Raw genomic sequence first — 14,643 nt, 5'->3', positions numbered from 1 at the left:
CGCAATAGCGAACCAAGAGAAAGGCCCCGACCGCACATGGCGATCGGGGCCGACATGCTGACGCGAACCAGCACCTGTATTATATGGCGACGGGAGCCTCTTTCGGGCGCCCGGCCTTGGGTGAATCGGCGAGTCTGGCCTCGACGGAGGCCTTGGACACCATGCGCTTGGTGCCGTCCCTCCACGATTCGAGCAACCCCGCGCCTATCAGCTGCGACACCCTCGCAGAGCTGACACCGAGCATACGGGCGGCATCGGCTGCGGTGATGGCGGGAATGTCACCGAGCTCGCGGCTGACTGCGACGGCGATAATCTTGCCCCCGTTCTGCGGCTCATGGCCAAAGTCGGGCGCGGGAAGGTCGACCCCGCCCATGAGGTGGTCGTCGACCATGCAGGCGAGAAAGTCCGCCGCACTGGCGATGGCATCGTTCAGGTCGGACCCGAACGTGCCGCCACCGCCGAGCGAACCGCACGGCACGGCATCTACCATGCCGCCAGAATCAAAGAATTCGAATTCCCATACGTAAACCATTCAAGTCTCCTTTGCGTGGGTGATGCAAGACGTAGCCCCAAAGGGGCGGGGCTAGCGAAGCCCCGCCTGTCTCAGAATCCTCTTGGCTATCTGGTCCTCGATCTCCCTGTGGCGCTTCACCAGCACGAGCTTGTCGCCCTTGACGAACTTCTCGTGGTTGGTGCCGCCCTTGGAGATAAAGCCGGCTTCATTGTTTTGATTTCTCAATATCTTTAACAACAAATCTTAGCTATTATTAAGTTATATCTCGGCAGCTCCTCGCCCTTGTCGCGCACGGGCGAGGCCGGTGAGGTCCACCCAGTCAAGAGCCGCAGACAGGTCCGCCTGTATGGACCTCACCGACACGCCCAGCGTCCCCGCGATCTCCTGCAGTGTGCGGTCCTCGCAGTAGCGCAGCTCCAGCACGTCGCCCCAGCGCTTGCCGGGGTTGGCTGAGCGTACGCCCGCACAGAGCTCACGGCCCCGCTCCACCTCGCGCCGAAGCTCGGACAGCTCGGCGCCGCTGCGGCGCTCGTAGTCTATGCGATCGTCCGTCGAGCGCATAAAGTCCGTGCCGTGTGCGCCCTTGCCGACGGCGTCGTAGCGCTGGGCGCGCACCTGCTCTCGCGCCTGCATCGACTCGATGACCGCCAGGCGGCGGTCGATGCCGCGCTGGGCGGCCCGTACAGTCTCCAGATATTCCCTTGCGTCCATGTGACCTCCCGCGTGGTACCATGCTCTACGCCATGTAGAGGATGCCGGGAGGCGTCTTTGCCAAAGGCCGCCGGCGCTCCAACGCCAGCGGCCTTAATTATATATCTACCTGCGGTAACTCAATATCTCATCGCGACCTCGCGGCGCATGGCCATAATCTCGTCGTGCGCCGGCCCAGTGGGCGCCAGATAGCGGTCGACACTGTCGCGCTTCGGCTTGGTACCCTTGCGGCGGGCCTCCTTCGCGCGGTCCTGCTCGTGCCTGCGCCGGCAGTCCTCCGAGCAGTACTTGGCCTTCGGCGCCTGCGGGATGAAGATCCTCCCGCAGACCGCACAGCTCCTCTCCTGCACGTCCCACATCACGGTCATCTCATCGACCTCCTGAGCCTGCGGGCGCGCCGCGCCTCGATACTCTTGCGCACTCGGCGGTTCTCGATGATTATCCGCCACAACCTCTCAAACAACCTCATCGTTTAGCCTTCCTCGACCTCTTGAGCGCGCGGGCCCGGTCGCGTTCCAGCGCACGCGCCCTCCGCTCCGTCTCCCCGATCTGCGCCGACGTCACCCGCGGCGCATCGGCCCGTCCATGCACGAGCGCCCGGCGCGCGGGGCCCGACACCAGATCGGGCACCGTGCGCCAGGCGGTGTCACGGAAAAGCTCGACCGCCGAGGTCACGGCCTCATTAGCTTCCCGTGCCATTCCTTCTCGATCACCTCATCATCGAAACCGCCCACTTTGGCGTACTGCGCGGCCTCGGCGAGACCTCCGAGCGAGTCTGCACAGGCCTTGTGAGAGTCGGCCATGCGCTCCATCGGGAGCGCGTTTATGAGATCGAGCCACTCCTGACGTGAAAACGGGTGATCGCTCATCGGTCCCTCCGCATCGACTCGAGCTTGGCGTTCGCCGCGAGCACTGCGAACAAGATTGCGTAATCCATCTTGCCGAGCGCCATGCTTGTGAGCGAGGCTAGCGTGTTCGCAAACTCTAACAAGGGCCAAAGCATCACTCAACCACCGCCGCTCCATATGACTCCATCCTCGACATCATGCAAAGCAGTAGATGCGAGGCGGGATAGCTCCTTCGGCTCGATTGCCGTCCACCCGGATTCGGCTCGTATGCCGTGATCAGGGCGCTGCGCGACTTGTTCGGGCAAAGCACCTTGTCGCAGCTTGCGGGGAACATGCGCCGCCTGCAGAGCTCGTCGGCCAGCTCGCGCTCGCACACGAGTATGTTGGTATCGCCCTCGAAATTGAGGCCGTGGCCGCTCGTGAAGTCCGCCATGCAGCTCTTGATCTCATAGAAATCGAACCTGCCCAGTTCCGCCGCCGATACCTCAGAGCCGTGGCCCCATGACGGTGTGAACGAGACGTAATCCACTATCGCGCTGTCGTTTTCGCGTATGTTGAGACGGCACTCGGATACCCAGTAGGGCGTCTTGTTTGCTAGCCTGCGCTCGACCATGCGGCTTAGTTCTCGGGTAATCTCGCTTCGCTCGCTCATTCACTCATCACCTTCTCGCGCATTTCGGGCAATTGGGCACCCATTCGCACTCGGAGCACGAGTGGATGCCGTCCGGGCAAGGCGCGTCCCACGCCCGTAGATGCGTACCCTCGTTCACCACCTTCGCTCCGCAGCCCATGCAAAACTGCGGCTCGTCGTCATAATCGTGTCGGCGGTCGCACTCCGAGCAGCAAAGCTCGAAACCGTTGTCGAGCATGAGGCACGTCCTCTCAGGTGCAGGCTCTATGAGGTCAGCAAGATGCAGAAGGTCTTTGTAGTTAGGAAGGCTACGACGAACTCCACAGGACACAACATATAGCACGGCGGATCGAGAATAATCTGTGTCGTCTTGCAAGTCGTCCTTGGCCCTGTTGGCTGCAGCCCGTATATTCGCCGCAACCTCGCGGCGCTCGTCGTCAGTCGGCATCAGTCCTCACCCCTCAGATTGCGGATGCGGGATGCGACATCGCGCATCACAATCTGCGTGCAGTCCACATACCCCTTGGCGGCGCATGATGCGCAGCGGCCATCGACCGGATCAAAGTAGGCGCATTGCGCGCTTTTCTGTTCGTCTTCACCCCTGCCCAAGTCCTCCAGCAGCTTTTCCCAAGTGTCGGGTGGAGTTAGGTATAGGAACTCAGGGCGGGCGTTCATCTCGAACTTACTTGTCTTCACTCTGACTACCCAGCCAACATATTTGTTCGGGTCGGATATCCATTTAATCACCTTGAGGATGCTACCGTCCCATGTGTAAAGCACCTTGGTGTCAGGCGGAATATCGTGCCCTTCTGCGTCTTTCGGCAATTCGATGTTCATTCGCTCACTACCTTCGCGCCGCAGGAACCACAGAACCGCGGTTTTATCCATTCCATGTCCCCGCCCTCGTTCACGCATGCCAAAACAGCCGTCTCCTCGCCGCACTTAGGACACGAATACAGCCCCTCGTACTCCGGGGCAAAACCGGCGAACTCGCTTTTATCCATCCGGCACGTCCTCTCCGGCTCCGGCTCTATGAGGTCGGCGAGGTGACGCACATCGGCTTCCTCGTACCACGAGCCGTAATCGACAAGGCCGAGGGCAGTCTCAACCTCGCCGCAGTCGTAAAACCTGCCGTCGGAAAAGTCGCCAGCCTCAAGACCGCGCAGCTTCTTCGCCACCTCGCGGCGCTCGTCATCAGTCGTCATGCCGCTCACCGTCCCTTCGGTTCCATGCGGTAACAGCGTTCTCACAACTCAGCAGGACTTCCGGCCCGGTGGCTCCGCAGTACCCGCAATACACGTGCCACATCAGTATTGAGCCGTCCGGCTCGCCGTTGACGTAGCGGTCGATGCCCCCGGCGTCCTCGATGGAGAGGTTCCGGGAGCGGCCGCAGAACGGGCAGGGTTTGAGTTTGTCCCTCTGCTTCACCTTGTGCTCCAATCCTTCTCGATCTCCTTCTCCTCCGCGACCATGATCAGCGCCTTGTTGAGGCATCGCCTCGCCTGGCGCAGCTCATCGCAGATGTCGCACCCCTGTCGCAGCCTGTCGCACTCCCTGAGCGACCGCTTGGCGTCCTCGAGCCTGCCGACGGCGAGGTCTATCCAGTCGGCGGGGCCACACGCGTAGCTCATCGGGACTCACCCCTCACGCCGAAGATGTCGGCCAGGATGTCGCCCGGCGTGGCCATGAACGGCTCGGTGCTCACCGGGTCGTACTGCACCTCGAGGTAGTTCGGGTAGCCGATCGTCACGCCCGTGGGCTCGCGCCCCGGAAGAAGCTGGTAGCCCCAGGCCACGCTCACCCTGTGCTCGTCCAGGATGGTCTCGGTGCGCTCCACGCGAAACCTATAGCCGCCCACCCTCTCGGTGTCGTACGTGTCGTCGGCCCAGGGAATCCGGTGCCTGTCGAGGGCGTCACGGTAGGCCCTCATCACCGCTGAGATCTCGGTCAAAGCGTCTCTCGCTTTCTCTCTTCGGACAATATGGCATTAATTGCAGCCTCGGCCTCCTCGGCCGTGCCGCCGGTACCGTCTAGCGGCGGAAACCCCAGTGCCTGCTGCCCCAACTCCTTCGCGCCCGTTGGCTCACTTTTGGCACGCCTGCGCTCCGGGTCCTCGCCCTCCGGCTTTTTGCCGCCCGCGATGGCGGCGACCCTCTCGTACAGGTCGGCGCGCTGCGCCTCGCGCGCCTCCGTGTCGTGGAGCTCCTGCTCCTTGGTCAGCCGGTCGGCATCCCCGTGCGACATGACGTTTGCCATGTAGATCCGCGTCAGGTCGAGCGGGCGGCCGTGGGCGGGGTCGGCCTTCTCGTTCTCGAGCATCTCCCAAAGGGTGATCATGACGCCTCACCCAGCTCGCGCCTGAGTTCGACTATGCGCTCCGCATCCGTCTTCGCGGGCTTCCACACGGACGCCCGCTCGACCTCCTGGGAGGTCTGCCCGCCCCGCGCCTTGCGGTCGGCATCGAAGCCGACCTGCTTGCGGCTCCAGTTGCGGGCGAGCGCCCACACGTCGGTCACGGGCAGCCCGCTCGGCAGCGTCCAGCCCTGTGCTGCGTAGTGGTCGAAGAACTGACGGGGATCGCCGCGCAGGCAGTTAGCGGCGAAGTAGGCCTCGACGTCCTCCATCGAGGGCGGGTCGAAGTCGTCGGGGGTTTGGCGGGCCTCGCTATAACCCGCAAGGGTTATCTCTTTCTCTTTCTCCTTCTCTTTCTGTTGGCTACCCCCTTGGCTAGCCTGTCGGCTACCCCCTTGCGCATTGGCTTGGCTACCCCCTTGGCTACCACCTTGGTTGCCCGTATTGGCCGCCCGCCTGAGACCCCCAAGGCTACCGTTGACCATGGCGTCGATGCGCCCCCTTGCGAAGGTGAACGCCGCCATGGTCGTTGGCTTCAGCTTTGGCTCGATTCCCTCGTAGCCGTAGCGCAGCATCGCCCAGGCGAGCGCCATGCCCTCCCTGTCGCCGAGCGCTCGGCAGCCCTCGTAGAAGTCCCTGTTGAAGTTGTAGTTATTCATCCGTGTCACCTCCGTAGATCGAATCGGTGAAGGCCGCGGCGGCCTCCCTGTCGCGGCCCGGCATGACCGAGCCGTACGCCTCGAGCGTCGTCTTGACGTTCGCGTGACCCAGACGCTCCTGCACCAGGCGCATGTCCCACCCGTGAGTGAGAAGCCACGTGGCGTGCGTGTGCCGGAGCGTGTGGAACACGGTCTCCCCGGGCAGCTCGAGCTCGCGCGCAATCGCCTTGAAGCGGGCCGTCACGGTCGACGGCCTCGCGAGACCACCCGCGCAGCCGAAGGTGATCACGGGGGCGGCGGGGCCCTTGCGGACGAGCCACGAGTCCTGCCACGCCAGGTGGCGCTCCAGCTGCGCCTCGACCGCCGGCGAGACCGAGACGTTGCGTGCACGCTTGCCCTTGGTGTAGGCCTGCCTGTGCAGGCTGGGCTTCTCGACGGCCTGCCCCGCCACGTGGATGTCGTGCAGGGAGCGGCGCCAATCGCGGCGCTGCAGGCCGCAGACCTCCCCGCACCGCAGGCCCGTGTGAAGCGCGAGGAAGACCGCCATTGCCTCGGTGCGCCTGGCGATGTTGGCGCCCGTGGCGTCGCGCGAGGACATGGCGGACACCATCGCGCGGGACAGCTCGTCCGCATCGAGCTCGGACAGGGCGAACGGCTCCGCGGGCTTCGCCCTGGGAGCCGGGACCTCGAGCATGATGTCGCGGCCGATGGCATGGCCCCACGTCCTGTACGCGCCCCTGAGCAGCGCGTGCATGACGAGCACGGTCTTGGGCGAAAGGCCCTTGCCGCTCCTGGGCGCGAGCAGCATGCGGTAGGCGGCGGACACGTCCCAGGGCTGCAGCTGGTCGTAGGGGATGCGCCCGATGGTCGGCTCCACCATCGTCCTGATAACGCTGCGGTAGGCGGCAACGGAGTTGTCGGCCAGGCCGTTCACCGGGTCCGAGACGTAGGTCTCGAGCATCGATGAAAGGCGCTTGGAGCTGTCCTGCGCCGAGGACGGGATGTAGGTCGCGATCCACCTGTCGCACTCCGCCTGGGCCTGCTCGCGCGTCAGCTCCGCATCCCACGACCTGTACGGCCTGATCCGTCTGCCCGTGACGCGGTCGGTGCCCATGTAGGGGCGGGCGAACCAGCGGCCGTCCGTCCCGCGCTGCACGACCGCCCGGCGCTCGCTAGAAGTCGGCATCGACGCCCAGCTCCGCCGCCATGTCGCGGATCTCCATGCGCGCGTCAAGGTCGGTGATCTGGACGCTGTCGGCGTGCCCGTGGGGGTCGGCACCGAGCGCAGCCATGAGCATGAGCTTGCGTGCGTGCCCGTCCGAGACGCCCGCCTGGCTGAAGGCCGCACAGAGCACATCGATGCACTCGCAGGTGAGCGCGAACAGGCCACCGAGGCTGGTCGAGCCCACGAAGCATGAGTTGCCGGAGCCGTCGACGTTGACGGTCGAGAGTGCCGCGCCGCGGCACTCGAACGAGCGGACCTCGCCGCACGCCTCCACCGTCACCCTGACCTTCTTCTCGCTACTCATCCTTCTCCTCCTTGGCGGTCTCCCCGTTTATGTCGGTGTCGAGGTCGTAGTAGATCGCGCTCCGCTCTTCCTCCTCCGGGAACCCGCAGTGCACCGCGGCGTAGACGAGCTCGATACGCATGGCGTCCATGGGGATGCCGGCGCGGACTCCGGCAGATAGCAGCTCCGAGAGGGCTGCTTCCGCGAGAACCAGAATCGACTTCGAGTCGAAGGTGCCGACGTGAAGCGATGGGCCGGGCTCACCGTCCGCCCCCACCGTTGCCACCGTTGCCTCGCGGCAGAGGATGGAGTACTCATGCCCCCTGGCCTTCACCGTCACCGTGACGTAGTTCTCATCCTCGCTACTCATCCTTCTCCTCCTTCTGGATGCTCTCCTGCACCCTCGCCAAAAGCCACCCGTCGTCCCCGCCGGGCTCGAAGCCCGCCGAGCGGAACAGCTCCCAGTGGTCGAGCCAGCCCTCGGCATCGTCGCCGGCATAGCTGGTGTTGAGCCTGGCCATGTCCCTCGCCGCCGACATGAGCCAGCGGCCGGCCTCGAACTCGCTGGGCCTCGAGGGACGGAGGCGCGCCATGAACTCCTCGCACACGCGGTCGGCGGCCTCGACGCCACCAACGCCCGCCGCGCCGGCGACCACGATCGGGTCAAGGCGGTCCGCGCGGACGCAATCCATGAGCTCCTTGGCCATGATGAACGCGCCGGACGTGATGAAGCCGACCATGCGCCTGTACAGGTCCTTGAGCGCCTCGTCCTCGCGCGCGGCCTCCTGCTCGGCGCGGATCTCCTCCTCGGTCTTCTCGGGCACGGCGCCCGAGCCGTCATCGGGCTCGTAGATGTTCCAGTAGCCGCCCGACGACACGGCCACGGTGCCGGCGGCGATATCCATCCCCTCGAGCTTCTCGGCGACGCCGCCCAGGTCGACCCAGGCAACGTAGTTGAAACCCTCGGGCTTCTCCTTCACCACGGGGATGCCCGCATCGCCGAAGGCGTCGTAGTCCTCGGCCTTGGCCTCCTTGCGCTCGACGCGGCGGCGGATGCTGTCGGCCTTGCCCGCCCAGCCATCGCCGGCCGCCAACACGGCCTCGATGTCCTTCTCATCGTCGAAGGCGCTCGCGGCCTCGAGCTGCTCCAGCGTCACCTGTGCGCCGGCGTCGATGCGCCCGCGCAGACGGCGCGCCGCGCGGATCTGCCCGGCGGTGGCGCGGCTCGCGCGCTCGATGCGCTGCTCGTCGATGCCCAGCACGAGCATCTGCTGCACGCCGCGTGCGCGCTCGGCCTCGGTCAGCTGGCGCTTGTCGTCGGTGGCGAGCATGGCCACGAGCTCGTTGGCCTCGTCCATGCTCTCCGCCACCAGCGCGGACACCTCGCGGTCCTCCCCGTAAATCGAGGACAGCGCGCGGTAGCGGCGCTCGCCGTCCACGATGCGGAACACGTTGCCGTCCGCCACGACCACGGGTGGGTTCAGCGGCTCGCCGCCGGTCGCCTCGATGCTGCGGGCCAGGGCGCCGATGTCGCCGAAGTCCTCGCGCGGGTTCTGCCCGCTCGGGCGGATGTCGCCCAGGCGCACAGACTTCTTCTCGAATTGCATGTATCCTCCTGTCTCGAGGCCCATGGCCTCGCATGAACTGCCATAGCGATCGGGGCGGGGGTCCGGATGGTTGAATTGACGAGTGAGGAGCAGTCCTATCTCAGGAGGCTCCAAGAGGTTTCCGAACGGGGCGAGTCGGTGGACGGTTTCATCTGGAACAGGCTCGACAACGAGCTCTCAACGCTCCAGGGCATAGACTCTCTAGGCTGCGAGATCCGTACCTACTCCCGCGAGTACGAGCTCGAGCGCCGCGTATACGAGACGCTCGCGAAAAAGGGTCTCCTCGACGGCCGCTCGGGCGGCGAGCAAAACCCGAAGTACTTCGGCGAGCTGACCTCGGAAGGGCGCTGCTGGTTCCTAGACCGAGACGAGGCGGCGCGCATCGAGCGCGAGAACGTCCGGGGCGGCCGCAGGCACGACTACCTCGTGGCGCTGTTCAGTGTCGTCTCCGGCGCCATTGCCGGATTCATCGGCGGCGCCGCCGCGCCCACGCTCATCGCGCTCATCCGGACAGCGCTCCGGATGTAGCGAGTCCCAGGACGAAGAACATGGTGAACGCGAGCGCAAAGAGGACGAAAGACCATACGGGCGGCATTCCCTGTCCCATAGGGCGGCTCCCTTCCCCGGGCCGCCGCCCCGATCGCTATATAGCTGTCAAGGTAAATAGGGGCTAGTAGTACATCCCGCTCGGGGCGGTTCCCTCGATGACGCCCGCGACGGCGAGGAGCGCGAGCATCACGAAGGCGCACACGACGCTCTGCGTCCGCTCGGACAACGTCCCCCACCAGGCCGACACCCGGTCGCTAAGCAGCAAAAGAATCTCGCTCATGGGTTCCCTCCTCGATCCACTCGTCGACCCACTCGGGGCGCACCAGGTAGCCGCGGCAGCGGCCTTCGGGCAGGCAGTAGGTGAGCCTGCGCGCGGTGCATTCGTCTCGAAGGGTGTTGTAGGGCACCCCCAGCACGCGCGACACCTCGTCGAGCGTGTACAGCAGCTTGCGCGGCAACTTGAGCTCGGCGGCAAGCGCTCGGAACGTCTGGGGGTTATTGCTGGTATCATCCATGGATGACCTCCTTTCAGGTCGGCCTCCCGCGTACGGTTCCAACGCTGCGGGAGGCTCTTTTTTTGGGTCGGGCGTAGGGCGGACCCTCCCCCGGCACGGCACCGGCTGGAACGCCCGGCGGATGGTTAACGGAGCCCGCCGGGACCGGTGCCGCCTCGGGGAAGGGCCTCAGCCCCGGAGCGAGGCGAGCGCCCACGCCGCGATGAACGGCACGGCGGCGGCGAAGCAGCCACGCGCCAGGCCGTAGGCGCCCTGCGCGGCGCACATCCAGCCGGCGGCGTCCATCACGACGGCCGAGGCGAGCAGCGCCCGGGTCATTCGCGACCGCGGCCGAACGGCCACTCACCCGGCGCGGGGTCGATCTCCATGACGTCATAGGACACCGGGTCGAGTGCCTGCCTGCGGTCGAGCGCGACCAGGCGCTCGAGGTAGGCGACGTCGCCGGCCCGTACGTGTTCGCGGAACGCATAGCGCGCGTCGGCCAGGAACTCGAACACCTCCGTGTGCCACTCGCCGTGCTCGTCGGCCCACGACACCATGCCGCCCAGGCCCGTGATGTCGTCGGGCAGCTCGTAACTCTTGCCTTCCATCTCTTCCCCCATCCCTACGCGGCCTCGTCCGTGTTCCAGCCCATCAGGTCGTTGGGCGTGCAGCCGAGGGCCTGGGCGATGGCATACGCCTTGTCGACGCCCGGAACCATCGAGCCGTTCTCGTATCCGATGATTGAAGATGCCGAGAGCCCCGCCTTGTTGGCCAGCTGCTCCTGAGACATATCGGCGCGAGCACGGGCGGCGCGCAGGTTCGCTCCGAACTCGTCCTTCGAAAACTTCATGTCTTCCTCCTTTCGAAATAGGGAACTTCTTCCCTGTGCAAATCAGAGTATAGGGAATCTTTTCCCGATTGCAATAGCAAACTAGGGCTTTTCTTGCCTTTTCTTTTGTGTATCTATAGAATCCTCGGTAAATACTTCCCTATATTGGAGGTGACGATGAACCTAAAACTGAAGCAGGCTAGGAAAGAAAACGGATATTCGCAGGCCGATCTGGCAGACGCGCTGAACGTTGACATCAAGACGGTAGGCAACTGGGAACGAGGGAAAACTCTTCCCGATATTGAGCAGCTCTGGAAGTGCGCGAAGGTTCTGCACACCGACCCCAACGACCTCCTCGGCTGGTACGAGGAGCATCCCGAAGACAGGCCGACGGCGCCGGCGGGCGCGGAGGGCGAGCTGATCGCCTGCTACCGGCAGAGCACCGAGAAGAGGCGCTCGAAGATCCTGGAGACGGCACGCGACCAGGCCGAGCTGTCCCAAAATCAGGCTGCAGCGCCTGAAATCGAAGGGCTGGAAGCGGATCAAGTAAGGTCCGCGTAGATGGCGCCAAAACGCCAGCTACTCCCCCATTTTCGTAACCCCACGAAAATAGGCTGATCGGCTTGACCGTGCCGAGGACAAACGGTAATTTGGACAGCGGTATTGACGCGGGGACCCCACGGGGCCCGCGTCCAAATGAAAAAGGCGGCTGTCCCAATGGGCGGCCGCCTTTTTCATTTAGGAGCACATTTCATGGACAACGCAATTGATGAGCTCATAGCGGAATGCGGGGAAATCCTAGCAAACCCCGATTCCTACAACCTCGTGAGCGAGGCCAAGAGAATCGAGTCGGCGCTAGAAACAGTGGTGCCCAAGGTCCGCGTGGGCCTGAAGATGTTCCGCGCGACGATTGGCGGGCAGTCGTCATACGGGAGGAAAGATGCCGCCGAGGACATACGGCGGCTACAGGCGAAAGCGAAGCTGTACGCCGATGACAGGCGCATGAGTTATGAGATTGAAAAGATGAAGTCCTCCACGGCGAGGACAAACGTGAGCGTCGAGCAGCACGCAGACAGCAATGCGACCTCAAGCTCGAGCTCGACGTCCTCATCTTCGCTGAGGGCATCCGTCGACAACTTGATGGAGACGATCGCTGCGGACCAGGGACTCACTACGGAAGACAAAGACATGCTCGCAGCATGCCTCGCCCAGATGGAATTGGCAGCAAAGCGTGGCGACCAGGCATCGCTGGCCGACCGCATGATCAAGGGATTGGAGATAGCGAAGAAGGGCGGTGAACTGGTAGCAGGCATCCTCTCCATCGGAGGGAAGATCGCGGGCTTCCTCTAGACGCCCATGTACCCGATGAGGACCCATTGCCCGGTCTGCGGGCACCTCACGGCGCGCACGTCGTACTCGGACGCCAGGGAGTACGCGCACGGCCTGAGCGTCGCAAACGGGACGGGGCCCGCGGTGCCGTCCTTCACGCCCAGGGCGACGACTTTCACGGTGTCCCCGCGCTCCTGCGACACGAGTTCGTACCCCAAGCTCAACGGGATGCCCGTGAGCCCGTCGTAGATCATCGTGTCGGGGGAATCGTCCTCGTACGTGTATGCGCCGACGTTATAGCGAGCCATGGGTACCTCCAGGAGCGTGAATGGTGTTCATCACGATTATGACCCGCGGCGCGGCTAGGTTTTTTCGATTTTTTCTAAAAAACCCAAGCTGGCACCTCAGCTGTCAAAGATTCTTTGACAGCTCCAGACATAAAGAAACCACGTGCGGCAATCTTGGCGGATCCGTGTGGTCAATTTTAAAACTATAAATACTTGATAATTTACTTGATTGCTAACTATCAACTGTTTATAATTAAATTGTCGAAAGGAGGAGAGATGCCCAAGGAGCAGGAGCCCGCGCAGGTGCTCAAGCGGTTCAAGAAGGAGGGTTGGACGCTCTACACCGGCAAGGGCAGCCACGTGGTCGCGCGAAAGGAAGGAATCCAGATCAGCGTGCCCACCTCCAAGAAGGAGATACCGATAGGGACGTACCGAAAAATAGCTAAGACGGCGGGGTGGCTCTAGCCCCGCCCCCTTGGGGGTCGAAAGATATGAAGACATACGTTTACCAGGCGGTGCTCACACCCGACGAGGACGGCGGCTACGACGTGGAGTTTCCCTCACTGCCGGGATGCTTCACCTGCGGCGACACGATTGCCGAGGCCGCCGAGCAGTCCGTGGACGCGGCGAGCACCTACGTGGCCGCGCTCGTGAAGGACGGTCTTGCCGTGCCCGAGCCCGAGTTCATCGAGCCCGCAGACGGCGGGCTCTCCATGATGGTCGCCTTCTCCACGGACGAGGGGTACATCGTGGAGGGCGAGACGGTCTCGGCGGCCGAAGCCGCGCGCAGGCTCTCCGTCTCCCCCGGCAGGATCACCCACATGCTCGACTCGGGGATCCTTACGGGCTACCGCAAGGGCCGCCGTACCTACGTGACCGTGGAGAGCATAGCGGCGCGTCTGACCGACACGCCCCGCTCGGGCAGGCCCAAGCGCCGCGCAGTCGCGTAGCCGTTAGTCCGTCATAAAAGATGGACTAACGGCAGCAAAAAAGAAAACCCCATCGCGCACGGCTGGAACCTTGGCGCGGTGGGGTGACAACAAGGATGCCGGAGTAACACGGAGATAGCTCTGGGCAACCTAGGGACATTATATGACACGCAAGCAGAGGCGCCGCGCGTGGGGCTCAATCACCGAAGCCAAGCGTGGCAAGAAATACATCCTCCGATGGCAGGAGAACACGCCGTGTGGACGCAAGCGCAAAACCAAGACGGTATACGGCACCTATCGCGAGGCATGCACCGAACTCGACCGCATCCACGTCGAGCGTGCCGATGACAAGCCGGTGCCAACTGTCGCCCAGGCATACGGCACATGGCTCGAACCGACCATGGAGGCGCAGGTGGCCGCCGGTACGCTCGCGCCGAACACCCGCAACCTCGTCACAAGGTCGTGGGCGAACTACGTCGGCCCCACATGGGGCTCAATGCCGGTCGACCAGCTGCGCCCCGTGCATCTGCAGGAATGGCTTCTGACTCTCCCCGCGGCGACGGCGGACACCGCCCTACTCACCCTGCGCAAGATATACGGAACCGTGTCGGGCTTCGTCGTGCTTCCCATCGACCCATTTGCCGCCACCGTGAAATACACCATGCCCACGCGCAAGACGCGCGAGCGCTCCAAGCGCCTGTACACGCTCGCCGAGGCAAAGGACATCCTGGGGCGCCTGCACGGGACCTCGCTCGAGGCGCCGTTCATCATGGCGTGCTTTGGCTCATGCCGGTCGGGTGAGTCGCTGGGCATCCGCACCGATGAGGTCATGTCGTTCGCGGCAGGATCAACAACGCTCGCAACGGTCGACCTCGTGCGCCAGATGGAGCAAGCGGGTATCGAGCCCACGGCTGACGGCGTACTCAAGACGCGGAAGTCCATACGCACGGTCGTGGTGCTGCCGGATGCCGCCGGGCGCCTGCTCGAAATTGCAGACGAGCGCCGTGCGGCAGGCTCCGAGTGGCTAGCAGATCGCGGGGACGGGCTGCCCATGAACCGAGGGATGTGCAATCATAGATGGAAGAAGTGGTGCGCAGCCGAGGGCATCGAGCACATCCCGTGGTCGAACCTCCGCAACTCATGGCGTACCATCTGCGAGATGGAGCTGCACATGCCCTGGGACCTCATGGAGATGCTCATGGGCCACTCCCTGCCGGGCGTGTCCGGGCGGCATTATATTCGCCCCTCCCGCGAGCAGGTGGCGCGTTCCGTTTGCGACGCACTTGGGATAAATTGGGATATTTCCCAACAAACCAGCAGGTAAAACGGGCGCTGTTAATAGTGGCAGTATTAAGATTCGCAGCCCAAACCACCGCAAAGGGGACAGGCACCT

General features: G+C 64.0%; 29 protein-coding genes. 6 read left to right on the top strand and 23 right to left on the bottom strand.

The window, feature by feature from the left end; all coding sequences use genetic code 11:
• Nucleotides 1-79: 79 nt before the first annotated feature.
• The 17 genes from FGQ67_RS02950 to FGQ67_RS02875 form a co-directional block, all read right to left on the bottom strand.
• Nucleotides 80-532 (bottom strand): helix-turn-helix domain-containing protein, encoded by a 453-nt coding sequence (locus FGQ67_RS02950; protein WP_138339934.1) that lies wholly within the window; start codon nucleotides 530-532, stop codon nucleotides 80-82.
• A 51-nt stretch (nucleotides 533-583) separates the two neighbouring features.
• Nucleotides 584-739, bottom strand: a complete 156-nt coding sequence (locus tag FGQ67_RS02945; protein WP_138339932.1) for a toxin-antitoxin system, toxin component, HicA family protein — start codon at nucleotides 737-739, stop codon at nucleotides 584-586.
• 33 nt (nucleotides 740-772) lie between these two features.
• Nucleotides 773-1,225: a sigma factor-like helix-turn-helix DNA-binding protein gene (locus FGQ67_RS02940; RefSeq protein ID WP_138339930.1), complete on the bottom strand. Its 453-nt coding sequence runs from the start codon at nucleotides 1,223-1,225 to the stop codon at nucleotides 773-775.
• Nucleotides 1,226-1,344: 119 nt separating this feature from the next.
• On the bottom strand, nucleotides 1,345-1,674 hold the full coding sequence (locus FGQ67_RS02935) for a hypothetical protein (RefSeq protein ID WP_138339928.1): 330 nt from the start codon (nucleotides 1,672-1,674) through the stop codon (nucleotides 1,345-1,347).
• Between the two features lie 222 nt (nucleotides 1,675-1,896).
• Complete coding sequence (locus tag FGQ67_RS02930) at nucleotides 1,897-2,094, bottom strand: hypothetical protein (RefSeq protein WP_138339926.1); 198 nt, start codon at nucleotides 2,092-2,094, stop codon at nucleotides 1,897-1,899.
• A gap of 133 nt (nucleotides 2,095-2,227) precedes the next feature.
• The gene (locus FGQ67_RS02925) at nucleotides 2,228-2,725 is read right to left on the bottom strand and encodes a hypothetical protein (protein WP_138339924.1); all 498 of its coding nucleotides are present in this window, start codon (nucleotides 2,723-2,725) and stop codon (nucleotides 2,228-2,230) included.
• Nucleotides 2,726-3,151: 426 nt separating this feature from the next.
• Nucleotides 3,152-3,592, bottom strand: coding sequence for a hypothetical protein (locus tag FGQ67_RS02920; protein WP_138339923.1), 441 nt, complete (start codon nucleotides 3,590-3,592; stop codon nucleotides 3,152-3,154).
• Nucleotides 3,538-3,909 carry a hypothetical protein gene (locus FGQ67_RS02915; protein WP_138339921.1) on the bottom strand — a complete coding sequence of 124 codons (372 nt, stop codon included), beginning with the start codon at nucleotides 3,907-3,909 and terminating at the stop codon, nucleotides 3,538-3,540. Before FGQ67_RS02915 ends, FGQ67_RS02920 begins: the two co-directional genes overlap by 55 nt.
• Nucleotides 3,899-4,144, bottom strand: coding sequence for a Lar family restriction alleviation protein (locus FGQ67_RS02910; RefSeq protein ID WP_171025160.1), 246 nt, complete (start codon nucleotides 4,142-4,144; stop codon nucleotides 3,899-3,901). Before FGQ67_RS02910 ends, FGQ67_RS02915 begins: the two co-directional genes overlap by 11 nt.
• Nucleotides 4,129-4,335 (bottom strand): hypothetical protein, encoded by a 207-nt coding sequence (locus tag FGQ67_RS10050; RefSeq protein WP_171025159.1) that lies wholly within the window; start codon nucleotides 4,333-4,335, stop codon nucleotides 4,129-4,131. Before FGQ67_RS10050 ends, FGQ67_RS02910 begins: the two co-directional genes overlap by 16 nt.
• Nucleotides 4,332-4,655, bottom strand: coding sequence for a hypothetical protein (locus tag FGQ67_RS02905; protein WP_171025158.1), 324 nt, complete (start codon nucleotides 4,653-4,655; stop codon nucleotides 4,332-4,334). The genes FGQ67_RS10050 and FGQ67_RS02905 overlap by 4 nt, the downstream gene beginning before the upstream one ends.
• Nucleotides 4,652-5,041, bottom strand: coding sequence for a hypothetical protein (locus FGQ67_RS02900; protein WP_138339917.1), 390 nt, complete (start codon nucleotides 5,039-5,041; stop codon nucleotides 4,652-4,654). The genes FGQ67_RS02905 and FGQ67_RS02900 overlap by 4 nt, the downstream gene beginning before the upstream one ends.
• On the bottom strand, nucleotides 5,038-5,715 hold the full coding sequence (locus FGQ67_RS02895) for a DUF6291 domain-containing protein (protein ID WP_138339916.1): 678 nt from the start codon (nucleotides 5,713-5,715) through the stop codon (nucleotides 5,038-5,040). The genes FGQ67_RS02900 and FGQ67_RS02895 overlap by 4 nt, the downstream gene beginning before the upstream one ends.
• A complete protein-coding gene (locus FGQ67_RS10330; RefSeq protein ID WP_138339915.1) occupies nucleotides 5,708-6,901 on the bottom strand; it encodes a tyrosine-type recombinase/integrase in 1,194 nt (397 codons plus the stop codon). Before FGQ67_RS10330 ends, FGQ67_RS02895 begins: the two co-directional genes overlap by 8 nt.
• Nucleotides 6,888-7,244, bottom strand: a complete 357-nt coding sequence (locus FGQ67_RS02885) for a hypothetical protein (protein ID WP_138339914.1) — start codon at nucleotides 7,242-7,244, stop codon at nucleotides 6,888-6,890. Before FGQ67_RS02885 ends, FGQ67_RS10330 begins: the two co-directional genes overlap by 14 nt.
• A complete protein-coding gene (locus FGQ67_RS02880) occupies nucleotides 7,237-7,593 on the bottom strand; it encodes a hypothetical protein (RefSeq protein WP_138339912.1) in 357 nt (118 codons plus the stop codon). The genes FGQ67_RS02885 and FGQ67_RS02880 overlap by 8 nt, the downstream gene beginning before the upstream one ends.
• Nucleotides 7,586-8,830 carry a ParB/RepB/Spo0J family partition protein gene (locus FGQ67_RS02875; protein ID WP_171025157.1) on the bottom strand — a complete coding sequence of 415 codons (1,245 nt, stop codon included), beginning with the start codon at nucleotides 8,828-8,830 and terminating at the stop codon, nucleotides 7,586-7,588. Before FGQ67_RS02875 ends, FGQ67_RS02880 begins: the two co-directional genes overlap by 8 nt.
• 66 nt (nucleotides 8,831-8,896) lie before the next feature.
• On the opposite strand from FGQ67_RS02875, the gene FGQ67_RS02870 reads away from it, so the two are divergent.
• Nucleotides 8,897-9,358, top strand: coding sequence for a hypothetical protein (locus tag FGQ67_RS02870; protein ID WP_138339908.1), 462 nt, complete (start codon nucleotides 8,897-8,899; stop codon nucleotides 9,356-9,358).
• 142 nt (nucleotides 9,359-9,500) lie between these two features.
• Here the strand turns inward: FGQ67_RS02870 and FGQ67_RS10045 are convergent, their stop codons facing one another.
• The 5 genes from FGQ67_RS10045 to FGQ67_RS02855 form a co-directional block, all read right to left on the bottom strand.
• On the bottom strand, nucleotides 9,501-9,659 hold the full coding sequence (locus tag FGQ67_RS10045; protein ID WP_171025156.1) for a hypothetical protein: 159 nt from the start codon (nucleotides 9,657-9,659) through the stop codon (nucleotides 9,501-9,503).
• Nucleotides 9,634-9,894: a helix-turn-helix domain-containing protein gene (locus FGQ67_RS02865; protein ID WP_138339906.1), complete on the bottom strand. Its 261-nt coding sequence runs from the start codon at nucleotides 9,892-9,894 to the stop codon at nucleotides 9,634-9,636. Before FGQ67_RS02865 ends, FGQ67_RS10045 begins: the two co-directional genes overlap by 26 nt.
• 168 nt (nucleotides 9,895-10,062) lie before the next feature.
• Nucleotides 10,063-10,212: a hypothetical protein gene (locus FGQ67_RS10040; RefSeq protein ID WP_171025155.1), complete on the bottom strand. Its 150-nt coding sequence runs from the start codon at nucleotides 10,210-10,212 to the stop codon at nucleotides 10,063-10,065.
• On the bottom strand, nucleotides 10,209-10,496 hold the full coding sequence (locus tag FGQ67_RS02860; protein ID WP_171025154.1) for a hypothetical protein: 288 nt from the start codon (nucleotides 10,494-10,496) through the stop codon (nucleotides 10,209-10,211). The genes FGQ67_RS10040 and FGQ67_RS02860 overlap by 4 nt, the downstream gene beginning before the upstream one ends.
• 2 nt (nucleotides 10,497-10,498) lie before the next feature.
• Nucleotides 10,499-10,726: a helix-turn-helix domain-containing protein gene (locus FGQ67_RS02855; RefSeq protein ID WP_006235491.1), complete on the bottom strand. Its 228-nt coding sequence runs from the start codon at nucleotides 10,724-10,726 to the stop codon at nucleotides 10,499-10,501.
• Nucleotides 10,727-10,882: 156 nt separating this feature from the next.
• Between FGQ67_RS02855 and FGQ67_RS02850 the strand changes: the two genes are divergently transcribed.
• A complete protein-coding gene (locus tag FGQ67_RS02850; protein WP_138339902.1) occupies nucleotides 10,883-11,266 on the top strand; it encodes a helix-turn-helix transcriptional regulator in 384 nt (127 codons plus the stop codon).
• A gap of 192 nt (nucleotides 11,267-11,458) precedes the next feature.
• On the top strand, nucleotides 11,459-12,055 hold the full coding sequence (locus tag FGQ67_RS02845) for a hypothetical protein (protein WP_138339900.1): 597 nt from the start codon (nucleotides 11,459-11,461) through the stop codon (nucleotides 12,053-12,055).
• On the opposite strand, the gene FGQ67_RS02840 is transcribed toward FGQ67_RS02845, so the two are convergent.
• On the bottom strand, nucleotides 12,052-12,342 hold the full coding sequence (locus tag FGQ67_RS02840) for a hypothetical protein (RefSeq protein WP_138339898.1): 291 nt from the start codon (nucleotides 12,340-12,342) through the stop codon (nucleotides 12,052-12,054). The genes FGQ67_RS02845 and FGQ67_RS02840 overlap by 4 nt on opposite strands.
• Nucleotides 12,343-12,597: 255 nt before the next feature.
• Here FGQ67_RS02840 and FGQ67_RS02835 point away from each other — a divergent pair, with 255 nt between their 5' ends.
• The 3 genes from FGQ67_RS02835 (at nucleotide 12,598) to FGQ67_RS02825 (ending at nucleotide 14,574) form a co-directional block, all read left to right on the top strand.
• A complete protein-coding gene (locus FGQ67_RS02835) occupies nucleotides 12,598-12,786 on the top strand; it encodes a type II toxin-antitoxin system HicA family toxin (RefSeq protein ID WP_138339896.1) in 189 nt (62 codons plus the stop codon).
• Nucleotides 12,787-12,812: 26 nt separating this feature from the next.
• A complete protein-coding gene (locus FGQ67_RS02830; RefSeq protein ID WP_138339894.1) occupies nucleotides 12,813-13,271 on the top strand; it encodes a type II toxin-antitoxin system HicB family antitoxin in 459 nt (152 codons plus the stop codon).
• Between the two features lie 142 nt (nucleotides 13,272-13,413).
• The gene (locus FGQ67_RS02825; protein WP_138339892.1) at nucleotides 13,414-14,574 is read left to right on the top strand and encodes a site-specific integrase; all 1,161 of its coding nucleotides are present in this window, start codon (nucleotides 13,414-13,416) and stop codon (nucleotides 14,572-14,574) included.
• Nucleotides 14,575-14,643: the final 69 nt, after the last annotated feature.

The sequence above is a fragment of the Collinsella aerofaciens genome, assembly GCF_005845035.1.
In the GTDB taxonomy this organism is placed as follows: domain Bacteria; phylum Actinomycetota; class Coriobacteriia; order Coriobacteriales; family Coriobacteriaceae; genus Collinsella; species Collinsella aerofaciens_I.
Note: the sequence above shows the minus strand (reverse complement) of the source record. Positions and strands in the feature narration are given on the sequence as shown.

Coding starts and splice junctions, on each gene's coding strand:
- FGQ67_RS02825 (WP_138339892.1), top strand. CDS start 13,414: ATGACACGCAAGCAGAGGCGCCGCGCGTGGGGCTCAATCACCGAAGCC.
- FGQ67_RS02940 (WP_138339930.1), bottom strand. CDS start 1,225: ATGGACGCAAGGGAATATCTGGAGACTGTACGGGCCGCCCAGCGCGGC.
- FGQ67_RS02880 (WP_138339912.1), bottom strand. CDS start 7,593: ATGAGTAGCGAGGATGAGAACTACGTCACGGTGACGGTGAAGGCCAGG.
- FGQ67_RS02860 (WP_171025154.1), bottom strand. CDS start 10,496: ATGGGGGAAGAGATGGAAGGCAAGAGTTACGAGCTGCCCGACGACATC.
- FGQ67_RS02920 (WP_138339923.1), bottom strand. CDS start 3,592: ATGGATAAAACCGCGGTTCTGTGGTTCCTGCGGCGCGAAGGTAGTGAG.
- FGQ67_RS02885 (WP_138339914.1), bottom strand. CDS start 7,244: ATGAGTAGCGAGAAGAAGGTCAGGGTGACGGTGGAGGCGTGCGGCGAG.
- FGQ67_RS10330 (WP_138339915.1), bottom strand. CDS start 6,901: ATGCCGACTTCTAGCGAGCGCCGGGCGGTCGTGCAGCGCGGGACGGAC.
- FGQ67_RS02850 (WP_138339902.1), top strand. CDS start 10,883: ATGAACCTAAAACTGAAGCAGGCTAGGAAAGAAAACGGATATTCGCAG.
- FGQ67_RS02830 (WP_138339894.1), top strand. CDS start 12,813: ATGAAGACATACGTTTACCAGGCGGTGCTCACACCCGACGAGGACGGC.
- FGQ67_RS02835 (WP_138339896.1), top strand. CDS start 12,598: ATGCCCAAGGAGCAGGAGCCCGCGCAGGTGCTCAAGCGGTTCAAGAAG.
- FGQ67_RS02855 (WP_006235491.1), bottom strand. CDS start 10,726: ATGAAGTTTTCGAAGGACGAGTTCGGAGCGAACCTGCGCGCCGCCCGT.
- FGQ67_RS02915 (WP_138339921.1), bottom strand. CDS start 3,909: ATGACGACTGATGACGAGCGCCGCGAGGTGGCGAAGAAGCTGCGCGGT.
- FGQ67_RS02875 (WP_171025157.1), bottom strand. CDS start 8,830: ATGCAATTCGAGAAGAAGTCTGTGCGCCTGGGCGACATCCGCCCGAGC.
- FGQ67_RS02865 (WP_138339906.1), bottom strand. CDS start 9,894: ATGGATGATACCAGCAATAACCCCCAGACGTTCCGAGCGCTTGCCGCC.
- FGQ67_RS10045 (WP_171025156.1), bottom strand. CDS start 9,659: ATGAGCGAGATTCTTTTGCTGCTTAGCGACCGGGTGTCGGCCTGGTGG.
- FGQ67_RS02930 (WP_138339926.1), bottom strand. CDS start 2,094: ATGAGCGATCACCCGTTTTCACGTCAGGAGTGGCTCGATCTCATAAAC.
- FGQ67_RS02895 (WP_138339916.1), bottom strand. CDS start 5,715: ATGAATAACTACAACTTCAACAGGGACTTCTACGAGGGCTGCCGAGCG.
- FGQ67_RS02925 (WP_138339924.1), bottom strand. CDS start 2,725: ATGAGCGAGCGAAGCGAGATTACCCGAGAACTAAGCCGCATGGTCGAG.
- FGQ67_RS02870 (WP_138339908.1), top strand. CDS start 8,897: ATGGTTGAATTGACGAGTGAGGAGCAGTCCTATCTCAGGAGGCTCCAA.
- FGQ67_RS10050 (WP_171025159.1), bottom strand. CDS start 4,335: ATGAGCTACGCGTGTGGCCCCGCCGACTGGATAGACCTCGCCGTCGGC.
- FGQ67_RS02950 (WP_138339934.1), bottom strand. CDS start 532: ATGGTTTACGTATGGGAATTCGAATTCTTTGATTCTGGCGGCATGGTA.
- FGQ67_RS02840 (WP_138339898.1), bottom strand. CDS start 12,342: ATGGCTCGCTATAACGTCGGCGCATACACGTACGAGGACGATTCCCCC.
- FGQ67_RS02900 (WP_138339917.1), bottom strand. CDS start 5,041: ATGATCACCCTTTGGGAGATGCTCGAGAACGAGAAGGCCGACCCCGCC.
- FGQ67_RS02845 (WP_138339900.1), top strand. CDS start 11,459: ATGGACAACGCAATTGATGAGCTCATAGCGGAATGCGGGGAAATCCTA.
- FGQ67_RS10040 (WP_171025155.1), bottom strand. CDS start 10,212: ATGACCCGGGCGCTGCTCGCCTCGGCCGTCGTGATGGACGCCGCCGGC.